General features: G+C 40.6%; 24 protein-coding genes. 8 read left to right on the top strand and 16 right to left on the bottom strand.

Going from position 1 to position 26967, the window contains the following annotated elements:
• Positions 1-6: 6 nt before the first annotated feature.
• The 3 genes from NWE91_02855 to NWE91_02845 all read right to left on the bottom strand — a co-directional run bounded on the left by NWE91_02855 (position 7) and on the right by NWE91_02845 (position 3004).
• Positions 7-447 (bottom strand): NUDIX domain-containing protein, encoded by a 441-nt coding sequence (locus tag NWE91_02855; GenBank protein MCW3985334.1) that lies wholly within the window; start codon positions 445-447, stop codon positions 7-9.
• A gap of 126 nt (positions 448-573) precedes the next feature.
• On the bottom strand, positions 574-1491 hold the full coding sequence (locus NWE91_02850; protein ID MCW3985333.1) for a site-specific integrase: 918 nt from the start codon (positions 1489-1491) through the stop codon (positions 574-576).
• A 367-nt stretch (positions 1492-1858) separates the two neighbouring features.
• Entirely contained in the window at positions 1859-3004 is a 1146-nt protein-coding gene (locus NWE91_02845) for a cohesin domain-containing protein (protein ID MCW3985332.1), read from the bottom strand.
• Between the two features lie 306 nt (positions 3005-3310).
• On the opposite strand from NWE91_02845, the gene NWE91_02840 reads away from it, so the two are divergent.
• The gene (locus NWE91_02840) at positions 3311-4771 is read left to right on the top strand and encodes a cullin (protein MCW3985331.1); all 1461 of its coding nucleotides are present in this window, start codon (positions 3311-3313) and stop codon (positions 4769-4771) included.
• 81 nt (positions 4772-4852) lie between these two features.
• Here NWE91_02840 and NWE91_02835 read toward each other — a convergent pair whose 3' ends face one another.
• Positions 4853-5926: a hypothetical protein gene (locus NWE91_02835; GenBank protein ID MCW3985330.1), complete on the bottom strand. Its 1074-nt coding sequence runs from the start codon at positions 5924-5926 to the stop codon at positions 4853-4855.
• Positions 5927-6162: 236 nt separating this feature from the next.
• On the opposite strand from NWE91_02835, the gene NWE91_02830 reads away from it, so the two are divergent.
• The 5 genes from NWE91_02830 (at position 6163) to NWE91_02810 (ending at position 11447) form a co-directional block, all read left to right on the top strand.
• Positions 6163-6657 carry a hypothetical protein gene (locus NWE91_02830; protein MCW3985329.1) on the top strand — a complete coding sequence of 165 codons (495 nt, stop codon included), beginning with the start codon at positions 6163-6165 and terminating at the stop codon, positions 6655-6657.
• A complete protein-coding gene (locus NWE91_02825) occupies positions 6654-7106 on the top strand; it encodes a hypothetical protein (GenBank protein MCW3985328.1) in 453 nt (150 codons plus the stop codon). Before NWE91_02830 ends, NWE91_02825 begins: the two co-directional genes overlap by 4 nt.
• A gap of 797 nt (positions 7107-7903) precedes the next feature.
• Complete coding sequence (locus tag NWE91_02820) at positions 7904-8806, top strand: HEPN domain-containing protein (protein MCW3985327.1); 903 nt, start codon at positions 7904-7906, stop codon at positions 8804-8806.
• 46 nt (positions 8807-8852) lie between these two features.
• Positions 8853-9920, top strand: coding sequence for a hypothetical protein (locus NWE91_02815; GenBank protein MCW3985326.1), 1068 nt, complete (start codon positions 8853-8855; stop codon positions 9918-9920).
• A gap of 126 nt (positions 9921-10046) precedes the next feature.
• Positions 10047-11447 (top strand): hypothetical protein, encoded by a 1401-nt coding sequence (locus NWE91_02810; protein ID MCW3985325.1) that lies wholly within the window; start codon positions 10047-10049, stop codon positions 11445-11447.
• Positions 11448-11468: 21 nt separating this feature from the next.
• Here the strand turns inward: NWE91_02810 and NWE91_02805 are convergent, their stop codons facing one another.
• The 9 genes from NWE91_02805 to NWE91_02765 all read right to left on the bottom strand — a co-directional run bounded on the left by NWE91_02805 (position 11469) and on the right by NWE91_02765 (position 18702).
• Positions 11469-12656, bottom strand: a complete 1188-nt coding sequence (locus NWE91_02805; protein ID MCW3985324.1) for an ATP-binding protein — start codon at positions 12654-12656, stop codon at positions 11469-11471.
• Positions 12649-13926, bottom strand: coding sequence for a hypothetical protein (locus tag NWE91_02800; protein ID MCW3985323.1), 1278 nt, complete (start codon positions 13924-13926; stop codon positions 12649-12651). The genes NWE91_02805 and NWE91_02800 overlap by 8 nt, the downstream gene beginning before the upstream one ends.
• Positions 13927-14066: 140 nt before the next feature.
• The gene (locus tag NWE91_02795; protein ID MCW3985322.1) at positions 14067-14465 is read right to left on the bottom strand and encodes a hypothetical protein; all 399 of its coding nucleotides are present in this window, start codon (positions 14463-14465) and stop codon (positions 14067-14069) included.
• Between the two features lie 8 nt (positions 14466-14473).
• Entirely contained in the window at positions 14474-15406 is a 933-nt protein-coding gene (locus NWE91_02790; GenBank protein ID MCW3985321.1) for an AAA family ATPase, read from the bottom strand.
• A 139-nt stretch (positions 15407-15545) separates the two neighbouring features.
• A complete protein-coding gene (locus NWE91_02785) occupies positions 15546-15803 on the bottom strand; it encodes a hypothetical protein (protein MCW3985320.1) in 258 nt (85 codons plus the stop codon).
• 1 nt (position 15804) lies between these two features.
• Positions 15805-16026 (bottom strand): hypothetical protein, encoded by a 222-nt coding sequence (locus NWE91_02780; protein MCW3985319.1) that lies wholly within the window; start codon positions 16024-16026, stop codon positions 15805-15807.
• Positions 16026-18095 carry a hypothetical protein gene (locus NWE91_02775; GenBank protein ID MCW3985318.1) on the bottom strand — a complete coding sequence of 690 codons (2070 nt, stop codon included), beginning with the start codon at positions 18093-18095 and terminating at the stop codon, positions 16026-16028. The genes NWE91_02780 and NWE91_02775 overlap by 1 nt, the downstream gene beginning before the upstream one ends.
• Positions 18096-18113: 18 nt before the next feature.
• Complete coding sequence (locus tag NWE91_02770) at positions 18114-18476, bottom strand: hypothetical protein (GenBank protein ID MCW3985317.1); 363 nt, start codon at positions 18474-18476, stop codon at positions 18114-18116.
• A complete protein-coding gene (locus tag NWE91_02765; protein MCW3985316.1) occupies positions 18469-18702 on the bottom strand; it encodes a hypothetical protein in 234 nt (77 codons plus the stop codon). Before NWE91_02765 ends, NWE91_02770 begins: the two co-directional genes overlap by 8 nt.
• A gap of 98 nt (positions 18703-18800) precedes the next feature.
• Between NWE91_02765 and NWE91_02760 the strand changes: the two genes are divergently transcribed.
• The gene (locus tag NWE91_02760) at positions 18801-19736 is read left to right on the top strand and encodes a winged helix-turn-helix transcriptional regulator (GenBank protein ID MCW3985315.1); all 936 of its coding nucleotides are present in this window, start codon (positions 18801-18803) and stop codon (positions 19734-19736) included.
• Positions 19737-20054: 318 nt separating this feature from the next.
• On the opposite strand, the gene NWE91_02755 is transcribed toward NWE91_02760, so the two are convergent.
• A complete protein-coding gene (locus NWE91_02755; protein MCW3985314.1) occupies positions 20055-21620 on the bottom strand; it encodes an ATP-binding protein in 1566 nt (521 codons plus the stop codon).
• 282 nt (positions 21621-21902) lie between these two features.
• Between NWE91_02755 and NWE91_02750 the strand changes: the two genes are divergently transcribed.
• Positions 21903-24899, top strand: a complete 2997-nt coding sequence (locus NWE91_02750) for an N-6 DNA methylase (protein MCW3985313.1) — start codon at positions 21903-21905, stop codon at positions 24897-24899.
• A gap of 514 nt (positions 24900-25413) precedes the next feature.
• Here NWE91_02750 and NWE91_02745 read toward each other — a convergent pair.
• A complete protein-coding gene (locus NWE91_02745) occupies positions 25414-26190 on the bottom strand; it encodes a hypothetical protein (protein MCW3985312.1) in 777 nt (258 codons plus the stop codon).
• A gap of 38 nt (positions 26191-26228) precedes the next feature.
• Positions 26229-26951 (bottom strand): hypothetical protein, encoded by a 723-nt coding sequence (locus tag NWE91_02740; protein ID MCW3985311.1) that lies wholly within the window; start codon positions 26949-26951, stop codon positions 26229-26231.
• Positions 26952-26967 lie beyond the last annotated feature (16 nt).

Genomic DNA, 26967 nt, shown 5'->3' with positions numbered 1-26967 from the left:
GAACGCTTACTTCCTAATAATTTCATTTAGTTTTTCTAAAGATTCTCTGTGTTCATAACTTGTCTCTTTAATTAGTTTTAGAGCCTCTTGAAAACTACACCATTTGAATTCAGAATGTTCCTTTCCCAGAACAACTTCCTCGTCTGAAGACACTTCCACACCGAATGCGTATGCTTTCAAATGCTTGCATGCATGCCCATGCTTTTTGAGACGCTCCATTAAAGGAAGGTCTATAGGTTCATAATAGTGAACATCTTCTATTATTTTGATAATGTCTTTTATTCCAGTTTCTTCTTTGATTTCTCGCTTTAGGGCTTCTCTTTTGGTTTCTCCTTCTTCTAAACCGCCAGTTATTGGTTGCCAGAATTGCCCCATTTCTGGATGGCTCTTTGGAGGATGTCTTTTTAGAATTAGATATTGAATTTTCCCATCAGTTCTCTTATACAAAATCGCTTCAATGCGCGCGCTCATGAGAAAATAGAGTTAGAGAATAGTATTTTAGATTTCTCTATCCGAGTTAGTCCGAACTGGTTAGTCCTTGTCGCCAATTGGAGGAAATTAGAAAAAAGAGGGTTATTTGCGTTTTCTGAACAGCATTGTTCCGTCTTTTTCTGCGATGTATTCGAATCCTGCTTCGATTAGTGTTTCTGCTTGTTTGACGTTGGTTGCTGTTTTGCATGTCCATTCGTCGTCATTTAGGTTGAGTAGTTGTGTGTAGATTAGTGTCGTTTCTAGTCGTCTGTGTCCTAGTTGTTGTTTGACGTATAGTATGTCTCTTGTTTTGTGATAGAGCATTGTAGCAAAGTAGTGTCTGAGGTCGTATAGTCGGATTGTTTTGAGTGTTTGGTCGTGCAGTTTGTCTGCTAAGCTGTTTCTCATTTGTCTGTAGTATTTCCCGTATAGTTCTGCGTCGCCTTGGAATACTTTGTCATTTTGTCTTAGCTTATTTGTGTTGATGTGATTTTCTAGTCTTGCTTGTAGGCTGTTGCTTATTTTTAGTGTTCTTGGTGCGCCGTGTTTGGCTGTTGTTGGATGGATTAATCTTTGGTCTAGGTCTATGTCCTTCGTTTTGAGGTTGCATAGTTCGACGGGTCTTAATCCTGTTTCTTTGCTGAGTTGTAGTTTGAGTCCGAGTGTTTTGCCTGCTCTTGCGATTAGCATTTCTATCTTTGCTTTGGTTGGTATTTTGATTGTCTTTGGCTCTGGTCTGTATTTTGGCATTTGCCATTGGATTTGGTAGTATTTGCAGTATTTGTTGTATGCTAGGCATAGGTTCTTTTTGTATCCGTTGGATACGTTTTTGTTTGCTATGAAGTGTTTTACTTGTTCGGGTTGGTTTAGGTCTGCGTGTTTGCTGATGTATGTTAGTGATTTGTCTACGAATTTTATTGAGTAGTCGCTTTTGGCGTTGTTCTTCATTTTGATTAGTATGTTGATTATGGTCGGGTTACGCGAATAAGGTACTGGTGTGCTGGTCGTTCCCAACCTCAAGAGGCTGGTTACCGAATTTTTATGTGTTCTTAATCTTGTATTCCAAAGAACTTGTACTAGGCTAGGGCGGGCAAAGAAAGATCCTTGATAAAGGTATTTAGGGGCTATGAAGCAACGACAACTAGCAATGCTGAAAAGGTAGGGTGAAACAGATGTTTGTTGTAGAAGCCTATTCCTTCTTTCCACTATGCTCCTTATTTTCGTGTTCAACGGCTTTCTTAAAAGTCCTCGTGGGTGAAATCGCACTAAAGTTAGAAAATGTGTAGGCATGATGTTCCCTAGAGCAGAGAGGATATCTTCCAGCGTCTTCTCAGCGTGAGGCCCCAACATTGAGTATTATCTGCGTGTGCAATGGAAACGTTGGCTGTTATTCAATGTGTTCAATGATTTCTTGTGTGGTCTGTATTATGCAGTCTTTCTGCTCCTGTGTGAGATGTTTTGCGTCGTTTGTGACTTTCTTAATTAGGTCCTGCAGTTTGTGTACTGCTCCATTGGTGTTTCCTTTGTCTAGCAAGTTGATAGCGTCGTCAAGCTTGGCAGTAAGAGACTTTTCAAATCCGTTATCTAAATCCCACGATTCAATTGTGTCTTGGAGGTTCTCTGTACCTGCGATCGGGCCTATTGAACAGTGTCCATCTTCTGTTGAATGGGGAATCGGCCAACCAACAGTGTCGCGTGCAGGTTCGAAATATTTGAGCGTTGCCAGATCATCATGATATATTTCGATGGGGCAGCTTCCCTCTGCTTTTGCTCTGAAGGTAAGTGCGACTAGTTTTAGATGACCGGTTTTCGGGAACTGAAACGCAAGCCAAAACACCGATCCAACTCCGCCTGAAATTATATTCTCCGGAAACAGTTCGACCTCGATCAAATCTAAAAGAGAAGCATCGTATGCAATCCTTATATCAAAACCATAAAGATTGCGGACATTATCAAGTTTGACATAAACTGTAAATTCTTCGCTGACAGAAACAATGATTTCAGGAGGGTCTATATAGAGCCTTGTTATCCCTGTGACCTTGACATAACCATTGACCTTCTCATGATCAATTTGACTGCCCGACGAGTCGGCCAGAAAAGTTTCATAGAGGTCCAACACACATTCTCCGGAAACTATTGACTCAAAGGTGATTGTGGCCAAGGTTCCGTTGCCATTGGTTCCCTCACCCGTCATTGAAATAATGGCAATCCAAATCGTGCCAGCCGCCTCGTCTGTTTCGTTCTTGAGGAGTATCGTAGGCTCATTAAGAAAGACACCGAGAGAAGATTCTACTACATCCAAAATTTCCGTGTCATAACTAATTTTGATATCGAAACCTATCAGATCAACGACATCGCTGATGTTCAAACAAACTGTGAACGTTTCTCCATACTTCACAGTGACGCTAGGGGGATCAAAATGGAGAGTAGCGGTGCCAGACGGACTCGCGTAATTTATGCCTGTCCAAAACATTGAAGTTAGAAGTATGGCGGCAAAGATGAGGGTTACAGATGTTGTAATTGTCATTTTCATAACTCTTTTATCACCTCCTTTTCTCCTGCTCTAATATATTTCAAGTTGGATTAAAAAATTTTCGCAGGCATGGTGCTTGAGTGTGTGATTAGACGTCAAAGCAACCCTTTTTTGCTCATCTTCTTCCAAACTTCACTTATCAATTGATTGGTGAAACAGTTTTTGTTCTAGAAGGCTTGTGCGCGCGCCCTCCCGTTGGGTCAAGCTGTTATAACTTTCCACCCGTGCCTGAGAAAGCCCTCCAATACATATACTTAAATTCAATAGCCTGAAATTAATTTCAAAAGTATTTAAGGGGAGAGCTTTTTGAATAGAGCCATTGTTGTGGAAGATGAATTATTCGATGGTCTTCAGGAAAATATCGATATCTTGATAGACGATTGGAAACGTGAAGGAGCTGACGAGGTATTCGTATTCACGCATCCCAAAGGAGTCAATTTAAATCCAAGTGACATTAGAGGATTTCTTCGGTCAGTTCCCAATCTTGAGGGTGTTTTCCTGATAGGGGAGTTGCCGGTTCCACGAATTCAAATGGATCCACAAACAGGGACCCAAATAAATTGGTACGCAACTGACTACTTCTTTATGGAACTGGAAGGAGACTGGTCTGTGAGCGAGAACACCTTGGTCTCTTACCAAAATCTTTTACCTCCTACAATCTTTGTAGGAAGACTCATAATAGGAGAAGATACTGGACACATATTCATACCAGCGAAACCTACAATCTTGGAATTCTACAACCGATACTTGGAGAAGCTACACTTATTTCGGATCTTAGGTTCACAGCATTCGTTGGTCATAGATGGAAAAAGAGAAGTTATATTTCCTCAAGTAGCGCGAAATAACTTCAACGTAGCACTTGTGAATAACTGGGGAGGAGACGTTCAAATTATCGTTGATTGGCTTGCTCACCTCTACCCCAGAGAGAATATTGTTGTCCATGAGGATGTAAACAAGGGTGAGTATCGTAATATTCTCAGTGGTTCCTTTGATTATTTGGCGTTTCGAAGCCACTCAACCCCCCTAGGGCACTCTCTCGAAGATGGTACACGCTGGAACGCATGTGATTATCTGACTGAGGATCCAGATGTGAACTTCTTTGAACTAACGGCGTGTGGTACAGGAAGTCTTATCTGGGAAGAGTTATCAGATCCATATGATCCATCATCAGAAAAAGTAATCAAACTCATGTCAGATTTATTGGCTTGGAACATCCTTTTTGCGGAAACAGGTGGACTGCTAGTTCTGGCTCCAAGCATTTCTGGTGCTATGAACAACGTCACAGTATTCTATGATAATTTACGCGAAGGTGGCACTTTCGGTGAAGCCTTCAGATCATGGGCAGAGTATATGAATTCGTTTGGAGACCCCATAGGATGGGCTTTCGTGTTATTTTTTGGGGATCCATTCATACGGTTTGATGTACCAAATTATGATTGTGTAATTTATACAAGTCTAATAGGAACTATTCTAGAGTCTAAATTACCGATCATGCGCCTTTGGAGAGACAAGGTCTTCAGATCAAACATCTGCGGAAAGCTTATAATTCAGCTTTTCTACTGCTTGAGTCCCTACTTGTCGATGATAACAATTAAGTCCCGTTTAATTAGGTCTGCCAACCGTTCGATAATCACAAAAACTCTTAAAATGCTCGAGTCAACTCCATTGAATACAATCGTAAAAAACTATGTCGTCAAGAAGACTCCGAAGAGAAGCGAGCCAGATGAAAATGTTCCAGATTGTAAAACATGCAAGAAATTATCATGAACAATGCGCGCGCGCGTTTGTTTCGCTTTTCAATACGCTGATAATTCGCCTAGACATGCGAATGGCTTGAACATGCTAGAATTAATAGAGCATATTCAATTTTGCTTCAATTGCGTTGTAGGCATTTCCCCGAATTCCCCATATCTTACTCGTTAATAGCGTGAGAAATCTGATACATTCCGAAGGGCATTTATCAATGTACTTTGCAAGTTTGCGTGCATCTTCCTTTTCATACCTTCCCGGAATGTAACCTATGTTTGTTTCCTCGTCTACCATGCTGTGGCGTGGTTCTAATGTTTCGGTAATCTTTTCCATTTGGAGAATTTTAAAAGCCAAATCAACACTTTCATGGGACACTCTTAGATATTTGAGCAAGGGTTTAAGACTAAGACCTGAATGTGTTTCAACTTCCAAATCTTTAAGTTGATTCAAGACTACAGAAATCTCTTGATGAAGATCCCCTATTCTTTCCACATTGTCCACAATGGTAGAGTATAGTATAATATGCTTTCTAACCACCAGACCTAATTCTCTGAATAACATTGGATCAAAGAGGGATTTATTCAATAGACGTTTCATACGGAAAGAAGTCTTATCCAGCTCTGGTTCATAGGTATTTATGAGCATCGTAGCTTCTTTTATAGTAGTTTCATTTGGAAAAGATTCAATGGAAGAGTAATTCTTTTCATACATCTGTGAAATCTTATTGCTACACTTCTCCAATACGGTCATAATGTTTTTCTCCTTTATTATTTCATCATTGAACCTCAATGAAAATCTACTAGCGTCTTCATCTGAAATATAACAATGGGTTCCGTAAAGTAGAGATGGAACTCTATCTATAATTTCACGGGTTTTCTCGAATTCAAGCGGAACTAGCAGTTTTACTTCGTCGTAGCCCATCATATATGCCCCATAAACCCAAGTTTCGATCTTTACAGGGTCATCGTCAACACAAGGAAAAGAAGGAATCTCTAACTCCTGTTCTTCTTTCACTGAAATTCGTACGGTTGATTTATCGATTTCATGCAAATACACTTCTATGTCTTCTATCCTTCTAATGTCCATCCTTCTGTCTATTATTCTTCTTAACCACTTTGGTGGCAGGGGAACTACGTAACTGCTACCAGATTTCCAAATACTTCTTTTCATCATCTTTACACGATAGACCTTATGAGGTCATCCTGAATAAAAACCTTATCTTTCCAGATTTATCTAGTAATGTACAACAGTTATTTAGTCATATAGACGGATGTCTTTATAATCAAGAGAACATTTTTATCTAACTTTCTGATGCCTTCTTCCTAAGGAGAATTTACTTGTTAGAGGCGTTATCTGAGAAAAGGATCGAGTGCCTTCGATCATTGTTTCCTCTTAATATGTATCACAACATGATAATGAAATTAGTTGAAAAGAGAAGCCTTGCATCCACCTGTCCCGACCGAAAGGTTTCCACAGCGTTTATCGAAATGAACCAACGATCACCCAAGATTTTGTCAATAGCAACCAATGGTGTTCCGAAAACACTTCACCATTTAAACGACACATCCCAACATCGAATTTTTTGCGTTCATGCTGAAGAAAGAGCCTTTAAGGATCTCACTGACGAGAACTTCAATCGTTTTCCAATAGTTTCCTTCTGCAATCTTAGTCCTTGCTATGACTGTGCTAAGATTCTTTCGAACTCGCCCATTGTTGCTCACGTATACAAGGAGAATTATGACAATTTAGTAGGTGTGGAGGTCCTCCTAGATCAAAAGGTACCTGTATACAGATCATACCACGGAAATTTGGAAGCTGTTCACCCAGATATTTCATTGCAAGAGTCGGGTATAGTTAACCAAACCTTGAGAAGATTAAACGACTTGAGGGTTGAAAACTTTTGAAAAAGTTTAAATGCCCAAATTGCGGCGCCCCCTTAAATGAGAGTCCCGACGGTCTACATGATTGCACACAATGCGAAGTACATGGTGACAACGAAAGGATAAAAAGAATAGAAGCGGGATTGCATGTGATAGATCCTCTGATTGAACAAGATACAAAGAAATTGAGAGAAAGAGAAAACTTAAGACGCTTCATCATTCGTTTTGCACCTCCACCATCGCTGGTAATAAAAACTGAAAATTTCGAGGAACTAGAGAAAAAATCAATGGAGTCTCCGTTTAAAACAAGATTAGGCTTTCTAATTGGATCTATGGAGGTGGCAGCATTCCTAGGATGGTTTACAACAAACATTCATAACTTTGTAAATGGGAAATTACACTCTATCGAATTCATGGTACCCTTTCTGATACTTCTACAGGGAATAGTGTTCATTCTATTATTCAGGAACTGATTTTCGTCCCGAACGGAAATCTGTACATGTCTTCCCTAGGAGTCGGTAATTACAGAAGCAAGTGATCTTTATTTTTTCCCCACACATCCTTAGGATCAGAACACTCTTATGAAATCTTTGGGGCGAAGTGTGTTACACTTCATTTTTAGAGAGAATGCATGCATATATGCGCGGCTTAAACTCTCTTGTAGAGTGCACATCTTGGTTGGAAAGGTACTTAGAGAATAGAAATTACATCATTAGGATTTGTATAAAGCTGAAGAACTTTGAGAGTTTCTTCAAGTTTTTGGAACAGCTTAGCCCTACATCAAGATTGCTGACTATCTGATCTCTTTCTTCGTCATAAGTCGTGCCTGTAGCTAATCCTGACCTGTATTTAACCTCAACAAAAAACACTACACTATCAAGTTCTAGGGTAACATCAACTTCACTGGTCCTTCTTTCTTCTTGTACGCTCTAGGAGATGGATAGCGTTTCCAGAAATAGAACTTCAAATCTCTAGACTCCCTGTCGGGGATTTGAGCATGTATAGTGTCTTGCAGAGGAAATTCCTAAACCAAACACCATGGTTAAGGTTCTTCATAATCCCAAAAACATTAGCGGTTAGTACATCCCCGCTACCTGTATGGAGAACTATCTGATTTCCAGAGTAAATATGCTCGTCCTTCCTAGGACTCTTATTTAGCTCTACCAAATGGTCAAGCAAATCACTCTCTTGAGTTTCTTTTTACTAAACTCTTATTAAAAAATATGCGCATCGTCAAAGTTTAAAAGCGGGATTCATTACTTTTTGGTTTATGACCAAAGAAGAGATAAGGGTTGGGTATTATTTACTGAACTTCGAATCTCAAGTCAAAGAAATACCCCTTTCAAACCAAATTATGATAAAGAAAATTACCGTAGTCGATGAGCCTTTTGAAATTGGCGGAGTGGAAATAGGTGGTGGAGAACGGACATTTTGGTGTGTCAGTATTGAAGGTGGCTCTTTTGATGATATAAAGCAGAAAGCAATGGCACTAATCTACGGTTTAAGATTCTTCAAAACGGGTCCCGTTGGTATTGAAGAAGGTCATATAGAGTCTGAACTCTCGCCCCCGGATCTTCCTAGGGAGAAAATACCTCAACTCTGGTTTCTGAAACCAGAACCGCAAGTGTCTGGCACATACACTTTGCTAAAAGATGAAGTCGTATATGTTCAAAGATTCTTTGATAGATTTCTTGAAGTTGGAACCATAAAGCGCCCTTTGGCGACCGCGTGGTACAGATTCAACAAAGCCATACAAAGTGACAACCTAGAAGAAACATTCATCGACTTCATAACAACTCTAGAAATCCTCTTCCTAAGAAGTAGGTCCGGTGAAATACGCTATAAACTTGCCAATAGAGTTGCTTCTCTAGTTGGAGAGGAAGAAAACAGCTATCAGATCTACAAAGACGTCAAAAAATTATATGATTTAAGAAGTTCAGTATTGCATTCGGGGCAGATAGACTACGAAAAGTTGCGTGAAAAGACACAACAATTGGAGTCATTAGTAAGAAAATCGCTCCTAAGTGTACTCGCCCTAAAGGATAAATTCGCCTATAAGAACTTACCTTCAAAACTTGATGAGTGTCTTCATAAAAGAGAAACCAAAATAATGCTGCACAATCATATCAATGAGTTTTGGGGAAGCATAATCTTTCCCAAAAATTACAAATAGCCCGGACAAGTTGGACAATGCGCGCGCGTTGCGTGAGCATTGGAGTTTGATGGGGCGCGCGCAGCCTATCCAAGACTTTGCCCTTGAAAACAAGCATGCAGGCGTATGGACAATGGCAAGTAGAAGCTACAGGCTACAACTAAAGATAAAACGAGTGAATTATGAGAAATTAGGTTTGAAAGCTAATCCTTTCCCCTCGGTTCCTGTGTGTTCGGACAGCGAGGAGGACTTCTTCTCGGAGAAATATGTGAAAAGGGAATTCAGAGTACTTCGGAAGTTAATAGTGAAAAACTGCCGGTCAAGGTCATCACGAATGGCGATCTATGTTTTTGGGGATTGTGGGTGCGGCAAGTCAACGCTGTTTCAGAATTTTGTTCGCAGGTTTTGTTCAGAAAAACATTTCCTTCCTATATACTGTCGGTTTCCATTTTATGGAGGTATAAGAAGTTTATATCAAGAAGTTGTTAAGAGGGTTGAAAAATCTATTTTGAGAGAGTTAACTCGTCTAGTCACATCCGACTACCCATTTTGGGCGCCATCTTACTTTCTCAGAAAGGCTAAATACGCCGGCCTATTCCGAACAGAATGGGAGATGATTCAAGCCTTCAAGGTAAGTGCTTATTACGCTGTAAAAGCGTTTCAAGACCTCGTTTTAAACCTTCTGTCGGCCTCAAAGCGAGATAAAGTCGTATTGTTCCTTGACGATTTAGAGCATGCCTGGGTTCGATTTACAGGGCCGCAAAGATTTAGATGGGAGGAAACATTGACTAAGATGATTCCAAATTTGAAGCGGAAATTGATTTTAGTGTTACCAATCAACGCCAAGATCCTGGCCTCCGACCCCAACTCATCTCGTCCATATTTCGGAATGCATAATTGGCATGGTATCAATTTGGATCACTACATCAAGTTCAAACCCGAGGTGACTGTGACAATGCAAAAAGAAGACGATGAAGTTCTGGCTCTAGCTCTAGAGCTAATAAACAACAAAGTAAAAAACGAAAAAGGAAGGGGTTTTTGCAAAGATCTGGTGAACAACCTGCCAAAACCGATTGGGTCTGTTTCCGAGGTTCTGCAACGCTTGTATTTCGAAACAAGAAGGACGGTTCAGTAACAATGATATGCCACCCAAATCACGGCAACAGAGCTTAATATATGATAATCTTTATTTATTCACACATAAGCAGGAAGTATTGCGCATGCATGTATGAGCATATACTGCTGTACGGAGCCTTCAACCTTGTTGGAATCCTCTAAAAAGAAGGAAAAGGGTGTTGTCGTTGCTGTGGGTGATAGAGTTGAAGGTTTCGATGAACTTCTACATAAAATAAAACCAAAAGCAGTGGGATTCCTAATATACACGAAAAAAGGGTTTGAAAACGCCACTAATTTGGCGAGAAGCTACTTTCCTCAAACCAGAAACTGTGAATATGGAACAATTCATGATACGGAAAAGAAACTTGATTTTTTCAGCAAAATGCATCGGCTCATAAACTTCATAGAAAGAGACAACTTTGCAGACTTAGAAACAATATCTGTGAGGACAGAGAATCTTGAGGTACTTGTGCAGTGCGCTGTATGTGCACATCAAGCTCGAACGAGATTAACAGTTTTGCATGAAAAGAGTGTCTTCCTCCTAGATTTCCATGAAGCACGCCTTATAGATTCTCTTCACTCCATCACAAGAGCGTTCAATTTACATCAATACGCTGAAGTTTTAGAAGAAATATCGATGGTTCGCAAAGACTTCAAAACCTCAAAGATCAAAATATACTTCAAGTTTCTTGAAAGCCTTGCTGATGCTTATGCAAGTTGGGATGATAGGGTGTTTCCAGACGCCTCGACAAAACTTCAGCAGACGATTGCCCAACTTGGAGAAAATGCTGACGATTTCGGAAAAATGGGATCGGAATATCAAGAACAACTCACAATCCAGATAGCATTTATTAAGAAACTATGCAGTGAGAAGCCTGTACTCAGATACTTGTTCGGAACAATAGATGCTCTCTGTAATGGTATCCGTAGATATGAAAAAGGCGACTTTTTGGTGGGTCTATTGACAATAGCAAACTCTATCGAATACTCATTGCGATCAAGGCTCTTGATGAAAGGATACGACATAGAGAAACCTAGCAAATTGAGCAAACATCTTCTTAAAGAACACCCTGAAAAGGCTAAAGAATATCTTATGTCAGTTAGAAAATTCTCGATAGATCAAAAATCCTTGCAAATGAACAAAGGTGAAATCGTGGCGACAATCAAACCTACTTTCACCCATAAGCCTGGATTCATTGACATGCTTGGACTTTTGAAGTTTCTTGAGGATGAATTGTTTGCCAAGTTATCACCAATGATAGAGACTAGCGCTACAGACTCTTTTCTATCCCTCAAGGAGCTCAATACTTTGAGAAACAAAGTTGTTCACAACATGGCGGCCGTTGAGAAAAATCAAGTCGAGGAGGCCCTGAAATTGGCTAGATATGTAATTGACAAGTTCATCGATGTAGTCAGCGTTGAATATCCATCACAAATGCCTACAGAGAGTCGAGAAGAAACGAAGCTCCAGGTTCTTGAAAGACAAGCTAGCCATATCTCTCTTGATTATAGGGAATTGATAAAAACATTATTTGGATGGGTGTAGCACAACCACAGGGGCTGTACCTTAGGCCCCTTCTATTGGTTCACCTAACAACATATGTTCTTCCAAAACCTCTTTCGAAATCTCTTTTATTTTATTCTGGGCGCAGTTCCTCAGAATCCCATGGCATCGATTGATTATATTGGATGTATTTCGAGCAGTTCTTTCATAAATCTCTCTAAGTGCCAGTTCATCGAAGGGCGCTAAACCTGACAAGTCAGGATCGACTCTTTTCTTGTTGAGGTACCATTCGACAAGTTTCATAATCTCCGGAAAATCGAAGAGCCTAACTCGAACCATGGTTTGAGGATTCATAGGTAAAGGTCTCAACAGGGCAGGATAGTTAACCTTAATATCTTGTTCTATTTCTTCATTCATGGTAATCTCAACTGAAAGTAAGGGTTTGGCTCGAACTACAAGTTCCCTTACATCAATAGCAAACCTGTCCTTTTGCCTTTTTGTCCATTTTCCCCATGCTAGCTCAAGCTGGTCTATTAGAAGATAAATCATTGTATATCCGGCGAGATGGAGCAGATGAAATAGCCCGATCAAAGAATCAAGTATGTCCGCTGACCTCTTTCTACGTAAAGTTTCAATAGAGTTAAGAGGATTCACAATATACTCCATCACAGGATTTACGATCTTCAAGTCAACGTATGGAAATCTCTCGAAGACGTGTGACTTCACTTCTCTTGTTAACGCGTCTATATCAAGACGATCTTCCTGCAAAAGCTGGCGATAGTAGCCTATATCCTCGGTCAATTCAGTCTTGTCACCTTGCCTACTAATCAGAGCAGGGTTCCTATCAGTGGCATTTCGACAGAGCCTTGCTGACAATCTAGCCAGAATTTGCTCCTTCTCGAGGTTGGAAAGGAGGTCTTTGTAAATTCCGGCAAGTCCTGCACGTGGGGAAAAGACGAATATAGCTAGGTGATCATCTCCATATCGCTCGTTTAGTACACTCTTCACATGTAAGAGTATCACACTCTTTCCAACTCCTCTTGGTCCTACGACCCATAGATTTACAGGTTCTCCTGAGAAAGAGGGTGCTAGAAACTTGTCCTTTATCTCTTTCAGTTCTTCTTGCCGGATTTCCGAGAAGAAGTCGAATCCAGCAGGACTAGCTGCTGGAGTAGCCGGAAAAGGATTGCCTGATAAACCGTAAATTTCATAGATATTTTTAGGCTTCAATTCGAAGAGTGGATCAGTCAAGTAGCTGGTCCTCCAATCTTATAATCCTGAAGATTTGGTCATAGAGCCTAAAAGGTTTTCCGAAAGGTCTAATTCTTCCCCTAGTCACATTGCCTCCTATCATTGAAAACTCAAATTTTTCAGGTCGTTTATGGTAGGATACAGTAAGTGATTCGTCAAAGATTTGATCTTGTATTCCGAGTTCTCTACAACACAATGCTCGAAGTTGAGATATCCAGACATATGGGCTCCCCAACCTTTCCTTTAAAAATCGATTGTGCCTCGCCAAGGTGATGTTGAACTCTTTGTCAGAAACCTTCCTAGGAAGAATGACAAAGACTTTAGCAGGGTTGAGGTTTTCTCGGATTTCAATTCCCCTACCTTTGTCATCCTCAGAGATGATAGTGGCGCCAGTCTTTGCTAGTTTCTTCACCACAATTCCAAGAGTTGGGGCTTGGAGGATCGGAGTTTTCACCTTGGCCATTCTCTGTTGAAAGTCAATTAAATTCAGTTGTTTAAGTAGGGTTATACTGTGTTCTAATCTTCTTCTAGTTGAGTCGAGTTGAAGATCTGATAATGCAACTTTTCCATTCTCTGCAATCATCTTATAGGTTTGATTTAGCTCAGCCACTGAGGCTACCCAACATGTCAGGTAGAACTGTTTTACGTTGTCTATGTTGATAATCTTGGGGTTAAACACATTCGTGAAGTTGAAGAACTGCCCCCACACCGACATCATGTCAAAGTCCACCATGTTGACTTTCAAAACCTTCTTTACATGGGAAGCAGCCCTTGGAAATGCTTCCTTAGAAGGAAGATTCTCAAGATTCGTGGAAAAACTGGCAGGCAAAATGAAATCGCGGATAGGAATGAGGTAACGAGACGGTGTAAATGCCAGTTCAGGTTCGTTTCGAACCATACTATCTAGGATATGTCGTTTATATTCGATTTCCCGTTTCTCCGATACATAGTTCCCAATCTCAAGCAGGTCATTTGTCGCATCATACACTTTTTCCCCCACCTTTTTGAGAAGGCCCCAGTTAATCATAGCCCGTATCGTTTTATTTGCAGCAACCCTCAAAAAAGTGGGAGAACGCGCTTGTTTATCATAATTTCTCCATGCCTTGCCAGCATCGATCGTCTTCTTCCTTTGAATAGATATTGATGTTCGCAGGATTATGTTATGTATGTGCGGAAAAGTGAGAGCACCATCCCTTATGCTCAAAGCCACCTGCGATATAGCCAGGATATACTCCATCATATATGTTGTCCCTACTAGGGCTCGTTGCAAACAGTTCACCGTCTATTTTATTATATTCGATATAATTCTGGAGTGCACAAAGATATGTGTTTTCTCACGCGCATCGTGTAAATTCCGTGCCTGGTCACTTTCTACTTCGTATTATCGCTTAAAAGGCTGAAATGGGTATGCTAACTGAGCAGATTCGTCAACGCTTCCACTATTTTTTCTTTCCTTTCGTATTGTTGCTCTTCGAACATTGTGATCAGTTTGTTTATTAGTTGCCTGTAAGGTTTTGTATGCTGATTCAGTATCCACTCTGCGAAGCCGTGGCGGACCAGCTCCAACGCTTCTTCCTGGTCTTCTTTGAAGACGAGTATGGTGTCGCCGACTACCAGTTCAGCTAATTTTTTTCCATTGTGATATTTGGCTGTTCCAGGCAGCCATTCCACTGTTACTTCATAGCCCATATTTGCACATCGCTGTAAGCGGCTGAGCTCCTCCTTCAATTCTTTGTTGAGGATGGGGTTGATGGCTTCCAGCTCTGGCCTTTTCGTTCTCTCCTGTTTTTGCAGAGTGCGCCTGGACATTTTGTCAGTTAGCACCATCCAAAATCGTCTTTTGCCTGTGTGGGGGTTTGCTTGCCCCTTTGCTGCATTGCTTCAACTTTTTTCTTTAGGGCCTCTAGTTCTTGAAGTAATTCTATCGTGCTTTCGCTTTTGATTGCCAAGTTGATGTCTTCAGCTTCGACCTTGGATTTGCCATTTTCCTCTGCAAGGAGTCCGGCTGTGAGGAGGATGGTGAAGCCTAGTCTGATGTCTTGTGCTTCTGCTGCAGCTTGGGCGACTGTGGTGAGGAGTTTGTCTGAGAGGGTGTTGGGGTGGAAGGCTTTTTTGGCACGTTGTTTTAGGATGGTTTTTGCTTCTTCAGGCGTGTAAGGCTCGAGCTTTACTAGTTTGGGTTGAAGCGTACTTAGGGCTCGTTTTGGAAGGGATATGGCGTCTTTGAGTTTGTTGCTGATTAGGATCAGAGTTGTTTTGGGTTGACGATTCAAATAGTAGACTAGAGGTTCTCGCTCCTTTAAGAGAAGGGCATCCACTTCATCTACGGCGATGATCACGGTCTTTTCTTTTAGAATGTTTTCAAACGCCTTTTTCAGCCTGAACATTTGCCAACCGCTGTCGGGCACGTTTAGGCCCAGTTCCTTCACTATTTCAAGCATGGTGTAGTATGGGGTTCTAGTTTTGCCCGCATTTACGTAAACCGTGGCTAGGGGAACCTTGTACTTTTCGGCGTGTCTATGTATCTCGCTGAGCAGGTATTGCACGCATATGGTTTTGCCAGTGCCAGGAGGTCCACAGATGAATAAGTTGTTGCCCACTCCCGTTTTGAACAAGGCAGATAGGAGGGAAGCCATGGTTTTCAAGTCAGCTTCGCGGTCGAGAGGCTTACCACCCGGCGGATCTGACAATGGTTGTAGGCACCTAGCATCCTTGAAAATTTGGCTTCTGCTTTGCTGGAACAAGGTCATTATCAGGGTTCACCTTCCCAGACAGAGACAGAGGGACGGGGAGGAGGGTCCCCCCTAGGCTTAATACAACCCTTAATTTGCATGAGAGTAAGCGTAAGACATTTGAAGTTTGGCTTCGATGAACTGTAGGCTTCCATGGCTAATTTACTCCTTTTTCCAGAAGTCGTACGATGCTCTCAATTTCCTGAATTGTTATCTGCTTTCTGTGGAAGTAGAAGGTGTATTCGATGATATTGGAGAGGTGACGTCTTAGCTCATTTTCCCCTTTAAGACTATCTAATTTGTTCCAAGATTTCATATCCTCTAGAGTTCGAAGAAATCGGTTTGCCAGCGTGGTCAGGTGCGAAACCCTGTGTTGATCTGCTCGGTTTTTATGTGAGAGGTTTATTTTGTCCATCCTAACTACCTCTTCTCTTTTGTAGTGATGAATCCGCACACTCACGAGAATGGAAGTTTTGGGCACAGTTTCTACAAATTGGAATCTCAATGCCTTGTTTGATTTCTGCCCTCCAACTTGACCATTCCTTGTGGCTGCAGATGGAACATGTAGTCTCCTCTAGGAAACTGTCGTGCCAATAGACCGCTTCGATATCTTCAGGATTAACGAGCCGGACTTGCATTAGATCATCACCCCGAATTTGTCGACTTGCCGAACTGGGAAAATTGCAGCTTCTTCTTTCAACTTTAGAACAGCTTTCTGTGGATCCAAGTTTAACTTCCGACATTGCTCTGCAAGGTCAACAGCGTCAACTAGACTGTCAGAGTCTTTATTGGTTGAAATCCATCTTTTAAGTATGGGAATGGCGCTCAAGGTTTGCGAAGTATGCAGAGTGTCGTCCCTGCTGTCTTTTCCGACACTGGTAAGGTCACTCTTTTGGACAACTGGGACGAGTGGGACAGCACTAATTAGTACTTTGCGAGTAGACCCTGACTTAACCCCTGTTATTACGTCGTAACCAAGTGCCTTAAGCGAAGGCGCTAGTTCATTGAGTCTCCTAACAAGGGTGCTTGGAGCTTTGGGCCACGCTTTTTGCCGTGTACTTATGCTTATTTCCTTTGCATGGTTTATTAGTGCTGAGAAAAGTCTGCTAGGTGTGTTCTCCCAGTTTTCAATTTTCATTGACTTGAGCCAGTCTATCAAAACCGTTGCAACCGGGCTTTGAAAAGCTGCCTCTACGATTTGTAAATTAACCTTTTCTTCATAAGCCCTTATGAAATCCTCTTGTTTGTATCCTAGAGCTACGGCAACTGCGCAACCCCACTTTGTGAAGTCCGCCATCCTAAAATATACATCAAGTTTGATCCCCCCGTAAATACACATGGCTCGAGATAGAACGTCCAAAAGGCCCCCTAAGATTTCTGCTTTACATTGATTAAACTCTTTGAGTAACTGTTTTTCCGGCTTCCGTTTGTTTTTTTCTATAGCATTATGATGAATCAACAATGCTCGGTCTAAAAGATCCCCTCTCTGTGCCGGTATATTGATTCCGTTAGTTCCGACACAACGCATAAAATTGTAGATAATGTCCGAATCATCGGAGTATAGTTCTCTTTTTGTGAAGCCACCACCTGTCGAAGCTCTGCACAAAGTGTCACTTATCCATGATGGCAAACTTGTGATATTGTCATAGAAAGCACACCAATGATGATCCAGTTGCTGCACACGTTCTCTTTCATTTCTCGGAAGGGTTAAAACCTCAACAGTTGAAGGATCAACTAAGGCTCGGATAGTTTTGAACATCCACGATTTTCCGCTTCCTTGAATCCCATAAGGCATAAGAATGACGTGCGGAATCCTAGGAATCAAACACGTTACGACATAAACTAACATCAATAACCGATCGTTCTCATCATCTTCAGGAATGTTGAAATAGTTAAATAACTGCCAAGGATTTCCCTCAGTTTTGGGCTCTACCATGGGCATCTGGTGCTTATATCGCTTGAAAAGTATTGGTGGTTGCTCAACAATGTTCCAACCGTTAGCAGTCACTTTGATTGCACGCCATTTGTCGTCTGACATGTCAATCCAAACACCGTCTTCGCTAGGTGCTACACGATTGTAAAGCTGGTATTTTTGGCCTTCATACAATGATGCATATTCAAGAACAATCAAAGCCATCCTAATTGCTTCCGTACTGGGCGCTCGCCCCTCTTTTTTCCAAAGCAGAGAAGCTAACCACGTGCGAAACTGTTTACTTCGAAGAGGTCTTATGACTAGGACTCCATTTTGTTTGATTCTTGCGTAGGCTAATTGATGTTGGTCGTGGAAAAACTGCGGTTCCTGTTGCAAACATAGCATTATTAATTTGTCAGCTTGATTCGGTTTCTTACCGTCTTCAGGAGCAAACATTATTTTTTCTATAGTTCTTTCACTTGGTATCGTGATTGCTCTACCATAGACATCTACCGGTCGCACGCCAAGAGCTTTTGAACATGCTTGATGGTTTCCGTTATATTGAGTTTCTTTTCCGTTGCGTACGCACCTCATAACCCATGAATCATTATTTCGCTGTATGAGTTCAATTTCAGTTTTGTAGTGAGAGCAAGCTGCTGGGTCTGTGTGGCGTAAATCTTGTTTGCTGTAGGTTTCATGGTTGCAATTAAGCCTAGCATCTTTGTCAAAATAGATACATGCGTCAACTTTGCAACGCATTAAAGCATCCGACAATTTTTTGTATCCGGAAGTCATTGTTCCTCTCCGCGCTTTCTATTTTGTTTTCTTCCTTCCGACAACATTTTGGTCCGTTGAAAACTGCCAGATGAAATGTTCGCCTAGCTGTGCTTTCCCATTGTTTTTTTCAAGCCAAGCTTTCAAATCTTGCCAAAGAGTGCTGTTGTTGTTAGCAGATTTTGATGTCTGCTCAAATTTGCCGCGTTGTCCTTCTTTGGGCTCCCAAAAAAGCGCATCATACGTGTGTGTATCTTTGTCTTTTAGCGCCGCTATGGGTTTGTTGACTTCCAACTCAGCAAGTTCATCTAACGATTCGCGCGCCAGGTTTTGTATCCCCGATAGAAATCGCCCGAGGACTTCTGAGTTTGTCTTGGGTTTCCGCTCATTGTTTTTACTCATTGTTTTTGCTTCTCCTTTTTTGTTGCTCAAGTTCTATGCCATGCAAAAGATCAGCTTTGATGATGTCAAGACTTTTCAAAACGTCATTAATTGAAACATCTGCAGCAAACATCAAAACAGCGGCTCGGTTTGGTGTCACCTTTACATTTGACCCGAGTATGTTGTATATTGACTTTGGAATGTAGGCCAAGCGCTGTTTCTGGTTGATCTTTATTTCGATTTCCATCTAGGTTTCTTATCCTCCTTAGGTTTCTAGTGCTACTAATACATTTGTAAGAAAACCTTATATGGTTTTTCATACACCTTAAGTTTACAGTGACTTCAATGAGTTATTCTCCTCAACGTGTCAAAAAAAGGAAGAAGGAAATAATCATACTCAAGCTAATGCAAGCGAAGGATAGAAAGTTAAGATGGTCCGAACTCGTTGAGCAAACTGGGTTTAGTAAACGCACTTTATCCAAACGGTTGAAAGACTTACAAAGAGAAGGCGCTTTAAAAAGAATCGTAGACGCCGAAACTGAAGAATACCCTCCACCAGTTTATTACGAGCTTCAAAAGGGTCACATACTCGAGCCAGTTGACATTCTCTTCTCCGCCCTATCTCGTGTTGTTGAAATAAGCGACGTAGAAGTTGAAAAGGGAAAAGAGCTTTTTAACAGGCGTGTTCTTAGTTGTCTAGTGGAATGTTTTAGCAGAATTTTTTTGTACGGAGGTATATTTGATGCGTCGGTTGCTGTTAATCCCAGCAACATTTCGAAAGGCCAAAAAACTGCGCCAGAAAAAGCAGCCATTAGGGCAGAAGGACCTGCATTTTCAGTCATTGAAGATACGCAAGACAAGATGTCAACAGAAACTAGAAAGTTAGTTGAAAAAGTCTTTTCATTCAAACTTGACTTCAAAAATGTTAGCGATGCTGTTCGAGAAGAATATAAATTGCCTGATGAAGCAAAAGTAGAAGGCCCAGCATTAGATACAGTGACTACTCTTGCATACTTTTTATGGACCCCAGAAATGGTTCATGTTTTATTAGAATTCTACAGGTTAGAGAAAAATAACTTGAACAAATTTGAGCAGAACTTACAGTCCAAGCTTTTGGTCTGGCCAGTTGTGAAACAGCAAAACCTTGAAAAAGATGTTGACAGTTTGCTCAGTTGGTGGGATAAAATATTCCTGAGTAATCCGTCACAGTTTTTTCTGACTTTGTTGGCTAGCAAATATTGGGTTGATTTCACGCGATCTTTGCCAAGACCTAAACAGTAGATCCCCATGCATGCATGCTAAGTATGTGGAGTTGCTGAAGCGCCTAGAGCGTATGGAAAAACAGCAAAGTTAGCGCTGTTTCCCAAGGAGTACAATTTGCATTTATTAGCTACATTTCAACTACCATGTTACCGCCAGTGGTGTATTGGTTCTGGTGTCAAGTTGAAAGCTATTATGAAAAATATGTTTTCAACACACCGTTTGAATTAAGGGATTTTGTTGGGGTTTCAGATATCAAAAGTCTGGGCCCATATGTAAAGACACAATGGAGAGACTATGAAAAAAGGTTTCTAAGTACAAGTTAAGTTCGAATTGTTTTCATTTAAAATTGAAGTCACTGGGCTTCTCAATTTTCTTACCTGTCCATCTTAGAATTATATCAAACAACCATACAATCTCTTTAGGAATACCTTCCATCTGATAAGTCACTGTCGGACATCCGCTTTTTTTAGAAGGTCTAGGCTTAAGGTAATCTTCGATTTCAGACCTTTGTAAACAATAAATTGGGCATGGTGACGAGGCATTTGAGTGTCTTGGTCTCTTCAGCTTACTAAGCTTCTCAAGGGTTCCAAAAAGCTGAAATCGGTTCTTTTCGATTTGAGAATACTCTTTAACTATTTTGGTGGCGATATTTGTTTTATCACCATCCAAGATAACTATTGAAATGTAAGGTCCTTTTGGGATAGTATACAGTAGATGACTCCAGAAATCTCCAGCTAAGTGAAATATCCCTATTTTATTAATTAATTGATACCAATTTCTGAATCTTTTTAGGTATCTACTCAGAAAAATCTGGAATGTATAAACGTCGTATGTCCCCTCTACATAAATATGGACTTGTTTTAAGCTTGTTGTATGTGGAAGGAATCCTGCAAAGGAATTGGGATCTTGTTTGCTTTTTGTTAAATTAACTTTTACAAAATTTTGGTCAATGAGTGAGTACAGGTAAACTGAGACATTTTCTTTATTCCAAAGAATAGGATTGACAAATGTTGGATCATGTGTTGCTAGGAAAACCTGCTTTTCTTTGCATTGGTTGAGTAAAAATCTCAAGAGATCTTGCTTCCCTAGAGGACTTAGACCAAGCTCAGGTTCATCTATTAGAATAATCCTGGTCTCGGATTCTGAAATTATATCAGTCATCAGACATATCAGAGATTTCACACCCGAACCCTGTTCTGTTATTGGAGTATCAAAATCAGTCTTATCTAGCGTCCTTATCAAGTCGAGATTGTGTCGAATGTTCCCTAAGTTGGGATCAACGAATTCTTTCAGGTATTCGATGAGTTGGGTCTCATCTGTAGCTGCAAGATTCTTTGAAGTAATATGTTCATGGATCTGCTTACCTTTATAGCTTTGAAGTCTCTCATCTGGACAAAAAAGCATGTGATCAAGAATCGCTGTTTTAAAATCACTCCATATAACCGGTGAAACATGTTCAGGTATTAATAAGTTATTAGACACTTCAGTCCATATAACCTGCTCTTTCTCAAATTCTTTGGCCAGATGCACTTTCGTTCCTTCATCAAGAGCACTAGAGGTGGAAATAGAGTTTCGCCTTTTTGATAGCTCAGGTAAAAGATGTTCGACTCCCTCTTTCCCATAACCAAAACACAGCTTTACCTTCCCTTTTGTCAAGTATTTGTCCCTGATATTGATATTAGCATTCAGAGAAGGATCGAGGTTCTTGATTTTCTGCGTTACTACCTTACAGATTCTACATGTATACCCGGGAGTACCACCTCTCAAAGTTAGAGTACTTAACCAATTCACAGCTCTCAGGATACTTGTTTTTCCGCAGTTATTTGGACCAATTATGATGTTAAGATCTTTTAATTCGGGTAGTTCTGCATGTTTGATGCTTAGATAATTATCCACTTCTATATGTTTTAGGAAACGCGTTCTAATAACCTCGTAGATGTGGCTGTTTTACATTATTCCTCTACTGTTATAAGAGATTTCGTTGGAGTTCAAATATTGAAAGCCTAGGGCCCTATGTTAAGACGCATTGGCACAAATATCAACAAAAGCTACTCGGAAAAAATTGGCATCAATAGAATTTCTTGAAACATTTCTCTCCAATTTGTTTTTCAAGGCTAGCTCATGTTAATACTTCTGCAGTACACAATCTATATTTATATTAAGTCATTGTTCATAGTTTTAGTTATGAGCTTTCCGCTAATTTCGCAGGGCAAAGCCGGGGAGAACACCTGGAATGCAAGGCTTGCAGAGAAATTGAGGAAAAAAGGTTATGCTTCAGCTGATTTTGAGTTACATTTTCCCATTCTGAGAGGCCGACCGAGAAAACCAGATGTTGCGTTGATGGATGGAGGTACACACATCATTAGTGGAAAGCTTGGTGAGAGTAAAGAATTTGATGCATTCTCTTCTGCGCAGGAATATCAACAATTAATAGGCGCAACAACAAATTTGGGTGAAGTCTTCGCTGTTGTTTATCCTTCTTCAAGAAAGGAATCCTTCATCGTGCATCTCTTGGCTAATCCTGAACATGAAAGGAAGGTATGGCGAGCTGCTAAATTTGATGGTGTAATTGAGATAATTCATGAAGTAATTCAGAAAAGAATCGATTTTCTAAAGCAACCCCTCGAGCCTTCTGATGCATCTGTTGTAAGGTTACTCCGTCAAGGTGTTGACATTCTTCATGTATCAGCTAGAAAAGCAAGCAAGAACAAACTCAAGAAAGTTTTTGGAGGAGTCAACTTTTTTGACTCAGTTCTTTCCGATTCTATACCGAAAGAAGAACAAAAGATTGTGCTTAGTAGGGCAGCTGCCTTTCTTTTTGTCAACCAGCTACTATTCTATTATATTCTTCGTCGAGAGACCGGATTCTATCCCGAGATTGATGTTGAGGATATGTCTTCCCCATTAAACATCAAGAACAATTACTTTTCAAAAGTTTTGGAAAAGAATTATCGCCCAATTTTTGAGGTCGATGTGGCCTCGCTTTTCGATCCAAAACTGAGCAAAGATGGTTCTCTAAGAGTGACTCGGTTAATCCAAGAACTGATCCACTCAGTCTCAACACACGACCTAATCGGCAAAGTTTTCCATGAGATCATTCCTCTTGAATTCCGTAAGACTGTCGCTGCATTTTACACAAATTCTGCAGCGGGAGATCTCCTTGCGGCACTTTCAATTCTTGACCCTGAAGTGCGTGTTCTTGACCCCGCCTGTGGAAGTGGAACTCTTCTGGTTTCGGCATATCATAGAAAGAAAAAGCTGTCCCGAGCTTCCAAAAAAGAAGCAGTTGAATTGCATAAAACGTTTCTGCAAGAGCAGCTCACTGGTCTCGATGTAATGGCCTTCTCAGCTCATCTAGCTGCAGTTCAATTATTACTACAAGAACCATTGAGTTACACAGAACATTTGCAAATAGCGACGATAGATTCCACCCGAGCACGCGTTGGTACAAAAATTAAACCTTTTGGCGAAACGATCAGAGATGCCTTTCGTCAAAGAAAAATTGATGCTTTCAGAAATGGGCGTCATGAAATTAAAAGATCAGAGCTTGCAAGGTCCGGTGCCGTTATTGTAGGTCACGGATCAAACGAAAGCTTTGAGCTAAATCAAGCTGACGTAGTCATAATGAACCCACCGTTTACAAGTTCACGCAGAATGTCACAAACCTATAAAGATGACCTGAAGAGAAGGTTCAGAGCAAATCCACGTTATGCTTCGCTTGTGAAAGGGAATATTGGGTATCATCTCTATTTCATATGCATTGCGGACAAGTTTCTAACTTCTAATGGAAGAATGGCAGTCGTGATGCCCTTTACAACTCTTATTGGCGGCGACTTCAGTGAACTGACTAGGTTTCTAGTCTCAAAATACTCTATCGAGTATATAGTAATCGGACAAGGGCGTTCTGCTTTCTCTGAGAACACAATGTTCTCAGAAATGTTATTTGTTGCAAAGAAGAAAATTCCGACAGATTCTCACAATTCTGTACTTTTGCTGACAAAGACCTCACCTACGTCTTGGTCTGTGGCTGATGTCGAAAGTATCGCTGATATGGCTCAAAAATGCGCAGCGACAGGAGAACGGTTGGAAACGAATTTATGCGTTGCAACATCTTTTAATCAACGCGAATTGCTTCCTGAAGGCAAAACCTTAACGCGTCTAGTTGCCGACCTAGACAAAAGGTACAAGGTGGCTGGTGACGAGCTTCACAGAATCATAGAACATAGTGGTCTTACTACTACATTTGCTCACCTTGAAGAAGCTCAACTTCTTGAATTGAAGGTTGCCGAGGTAGTGCATGGAAGAAGCAGGACAGGTAAAGGGCATTCACTGACTAGATTTGGCGGAGATGCTCTGGTAGCTTGCAGAACTGAAGAAAGAGCCCTCATGAAACATGACCGTCTTATTTACAAAGATAAGACTAAGGAGAGTTTTCATTTTCGCGACAAGGGCACAGGAGACGTATTCGTGGTACCAAAGGACGTAGTAACCGCTGCTCTTAGAAGATTTGCCTACGTAAACAGATTTGAATTGACAGGACATGGAGACTTTGTGATTATTAAGCCATTTACTGGAGATAAAAAGTTGTTTTACGCAATTTTGAGTGAAGAAAAAGCCAGAACTGCCTTAGAAGCATTTAGAGCAGAATGGCCCCAAGTCGTGGAATCTGGGTCGTCGCGAATATGTTTGCCAGGGAGAATTGATCTTGCGGCACCTGGTTCCAAATTGCTTGCGGTTCGTAGTAATCGGCCAATCTTCATGTGCTCTTTCATGTGGGGAATATCTGGACTAGCACGGGCTGATGAGAAAATCATTGTGCTCTGGCTGAACTCAGCAATCTTCTTCTACTTATTGCTTGCAAGAATTACGGTGACAAGAGGGTCATGGGTGAAGCTGCATGGGAAACCGCTACGAAAAATGCAAGTCTTGGATCTGACTAAGCTATCTGATTCTGCTAAAACCCAGCTAATCAGTCTATATGATGAACTCTCAAACTTCAAATGGTCGTCACTTATTGACCAGTATACTGCTCCTTCGAAAGAAAGAAAAAGACTTGATATGGAAATGTTAAAAGTTCTTGGAGTTGATGACCCTAACAAGGCACATAAGGTACTTCGCCTCATTTACAATGCAATTATTGCATCTTTACGAGCAATGCAAAATACTATGGGAGCAGATTAGCCTAAGAAATCAGCTCTACAAGCTGGTGTTTGTGTAAGCAGAGTGCTATATTTGTGCTGGACTAAAATTAACAGGAAGTAGTCTAAAGCTCTCTTACATTATTCCACTATTATAGAATAAATGTTCTTCTGACGCGCATGAAGACTTTGGAGAAACTGCCAAAAAGTAGTTTTTGTGTTTTTACTACAAGACCACCACTATATAACGGACTATTCAGTAGGTAAACAAAACATCCATTGAAACCCCTCTCGTTCTACAATACATGGATAAAGTAGAAAACGAGCACACGCATAAGACATAGCTAAACCTTACAGAACCATAGACGTTCATGACATGGAAACGATGTGCATGAGCCACGAGAAGAATACAGTCCTCAAACTAAGCTTGTTATTGATTGGTTCTTTTAGTTGTGTGCATGCCACGTTGTTTTTTCTAAAAGGCAAAGATATTGCTTATAACTACCAGCTTTCCCCGTAGTTTCCAGCGGCGATGATGCATGCAATAAGAAACTTGCTTATAGGTCAAATTCGACATTTATTGTCTCTATGATACTTTCGCGAAGTGCTTTGGCGTAATCTAACATACGCGAGTTTATTCTGGTTTCCTCCAAGACAAAAGCACGCAAGCGTTTTTCTCTTGACATGTATTCCTCGCCCCACCATATTGGATGAATAAGCAATTGACGAAGAGGCATATTAGGTTCCTTAAGCCAAGCCAAAGGTTCCCCATGTTTCCAACACCCTGATGAATCAGCGAGATACCTTTCCCATGAACGCCCAGTTAATGCTTCTGCGTAAGCATTCACTCTATTGCTAATCAATAGGTCATGCTTACATCTTTCTAGGTCATTGTTGGGGGGTTTATGAAATGAAAATGACGATACCTGACCGATTGCGTTCTCCAATTTTTTACAAGCAGAATCTAATCTTGATTCTATTGAACCCGTTTCTTTATGTAGACTCGGGTCAATATGTAATCCTATTTCATGTTTCATGTCCATGATTTTTTGAAGTATATCACGTGATGTATCATCTTCTATGTTATACAACGACGATTCTGTCATTACCATATAGGTAGCACGTATTCCGAAATCCTTCTCAATTCTCGCCATTCTAAGTGCCCTTTTCAGTGAAACGTCGACATCGTGACGGAGAATCAGCTTAGACCTACCGAGTTTTCCCACTATTTGAGGTGCTTGCGATAATAGATGTAATTCAAAATTGGACTTTACAGTTTGTAGAATCTTTCTAAAGTAACTATAACTGAAGTCAGATGCCCAGCCAGAATTCATTAGGAGACACTATAACGAAAAGTGTAAGTCAACGTTTATTAGGTTTCAGTTGAAATTTCGAACAGCCTTTTTAAAAGTTCTTCAACCTCTTCATGTTTGGCTCTTATCATGTAAACCTCCAAGGTATATGCCTCATAAAGAACCCTTTTATGACCATGAAGTAGAACAAATGATATTATCAAGATGACTAGAAACATACCGATAGTATATGGTAGTCTTATTGTGAAGCTGACATCAAATATTCCTAACAATATTGCAGTAGGAAACAAAAAAAGAAATGAGAAAAATGGAACCCACAAGCCTGAAACTCGTCTGGTAGCGAAATTCGACAAATGATTCTTTAAAGTTTGAAGTATTTCTGGGCCAATCTTAAGATTGTCTTCTTTGCTTTTTATCAAAGTTGTATGATAAATTAGATCCAAGAATTCTTTTTTCTGAAGGAAACATCTAAGTTGATCTTGATAGTGCTTGCACCTGGTTTTATCTTCTATAAAATCTAGATTTTCTATATATTCTAGAGCAGGTCGATTTTTTTTTGATAAACGCTCATAATCATATTCGTTGTATACGGAATAGATTATATATCCAGCAATGGGACTCGCTCCTAATAATCCTAAAATGATCCCACCGATTTGACCCCAATTGTCCTGTAAAGATTTAATGGTATTGGGAGATAGATTCAGGATAATAAGGATTAGTAGATAGGTAAAGAAAAGGGATCCAGGCAAATAATATCGCATAAAACGATACTGCTCAGACATTTCTCTTCAATGACAT

The organism is Candidatus Bathyarchaeota archaeon (genome assembly GCA_026014805.1).
Classification (GTDB): Archaea; Thermoproteota; Bathyarchaeia; order Bathyarchaeales; family SOJC01; genus JAGLZW01.
The sequence above is the reverse complement of the archived record's forward strand: the minus strand, read 5'-3'. Positions and strand labels throughout refer to the sequence as shown.

What these genes read in the sequence shown, in the direction of transcription:
- NWE91_02845 (MCW3985332.1), bottom strand. Translation starts at nt 3,004, where the DNA reads ATGAAAATGACAATTACAACATCTGTAACCCTCATCTTTGCCGCCATA.
- NWE91_02835 (MCW3985330.1), bottom strand. Translation starts at nt 5,926, where the DNA reads ATGATGAAAAGAAGTATTTGGAAATCTGGTAGCAGTTACGTAGTTCCC.
- NWE91_02830 (MCW3985329.1), top strand. Translation starts at nt 6,163, where the DNA reads ATGATAATGAAATTAGTTGAAAAGAGAAGCCTTGCATCCACCTGTCCC.
- NWE91_02820 (MCW3985327.1), top strand. Translation starts at nt 7,904, where the DNA reads ATGACCAAAGAAGAGATAAGGGTTGGGTATTATTTACTGAACTTCGAA.
- NWE91_02795 (MCW3985322.1), bottom strand. Translation starts at nt 14,465, where the DNA reads ATGTCCAGGCGCACTCTGCAAAAACAGGAGAGAACGAAAAGGCCAGAG.
- NWE91_02790 (MCW3985321.1), bottom strand. Translation starts at nt 15,406, where the DNA reads ATGACCTTGTTCCAGCAAAGCAGAAGCCAAATTTTCAAGGATGCTAGG.
- NWE91_02785 (MCW3985320.1), bottom strand. Translation starts at nt 15,803, where the DNA reads ATGGACAAAATAAACCTCTCACATAAAAACCGAGCAGATCAACACAGG.
- NWE91_02780 (MCW3985319.1), bottom strand. Translation starts at nt 16,026, where the DNA reads ATGCAAGTCCGGCTCGTTAATCCTGAAGATATCGAAGCGGTCTATTGG.
- NWE91_02775 (MCW3985318.1), bottom strand. Translation starts at nt 18,095, where the DNA reads ATGACTTCCGGATACAAAAAATTGTCGGATGCTTTAATGCGTTGCAAA.
- NWE91_02770 (MCW3985317.1), bottom strand. Translation starts at nt 18,476, where the DNA reads ATGAGTAAAAACAATGAGCGGAAACCCAAGACAAACTCAGAAGTCCTC.
- NWE91_02765 (MCW3985316.1), bottom strand. Translation starts at nt 18,702, where the DNA reads ATGGAAATCGAAATAAAGATCAACCAGAAACAGCGCTTGGCCTACATT.
- NWE91_02760 (MCW3985315.1), top strand. Translation starts at nt 18,801, where the DNA reads ATGAGTTATTCTCCTCAACGTGTCAAAAAAAGGAAGAAGGAAATAATC.
- NWE91_02750 (MCW3985313.1), top strand. Translation starts at nt 21,903, where the DNA reads ATGAGCTTTCCGCTAATTTCGCAGGGCAAAGCCGGGGAGAACACCTGG.
- NWE91_02745 (MCW3985312.1), bottom strand. Translation starts at nt 26,190, where the DNA reads ATGAATTCTGGCTGGGCATCTGACTTCAGTTATAGTTACTTTAGAAAG.
- NWE91_02740 (MCW3985311.1), bottom strand. Translation starts at nt 26,951, where the DNA reads ATGTCTGAGCAGTATCGTTTTATGCGATATTATTTGCCTGGATCCCTT.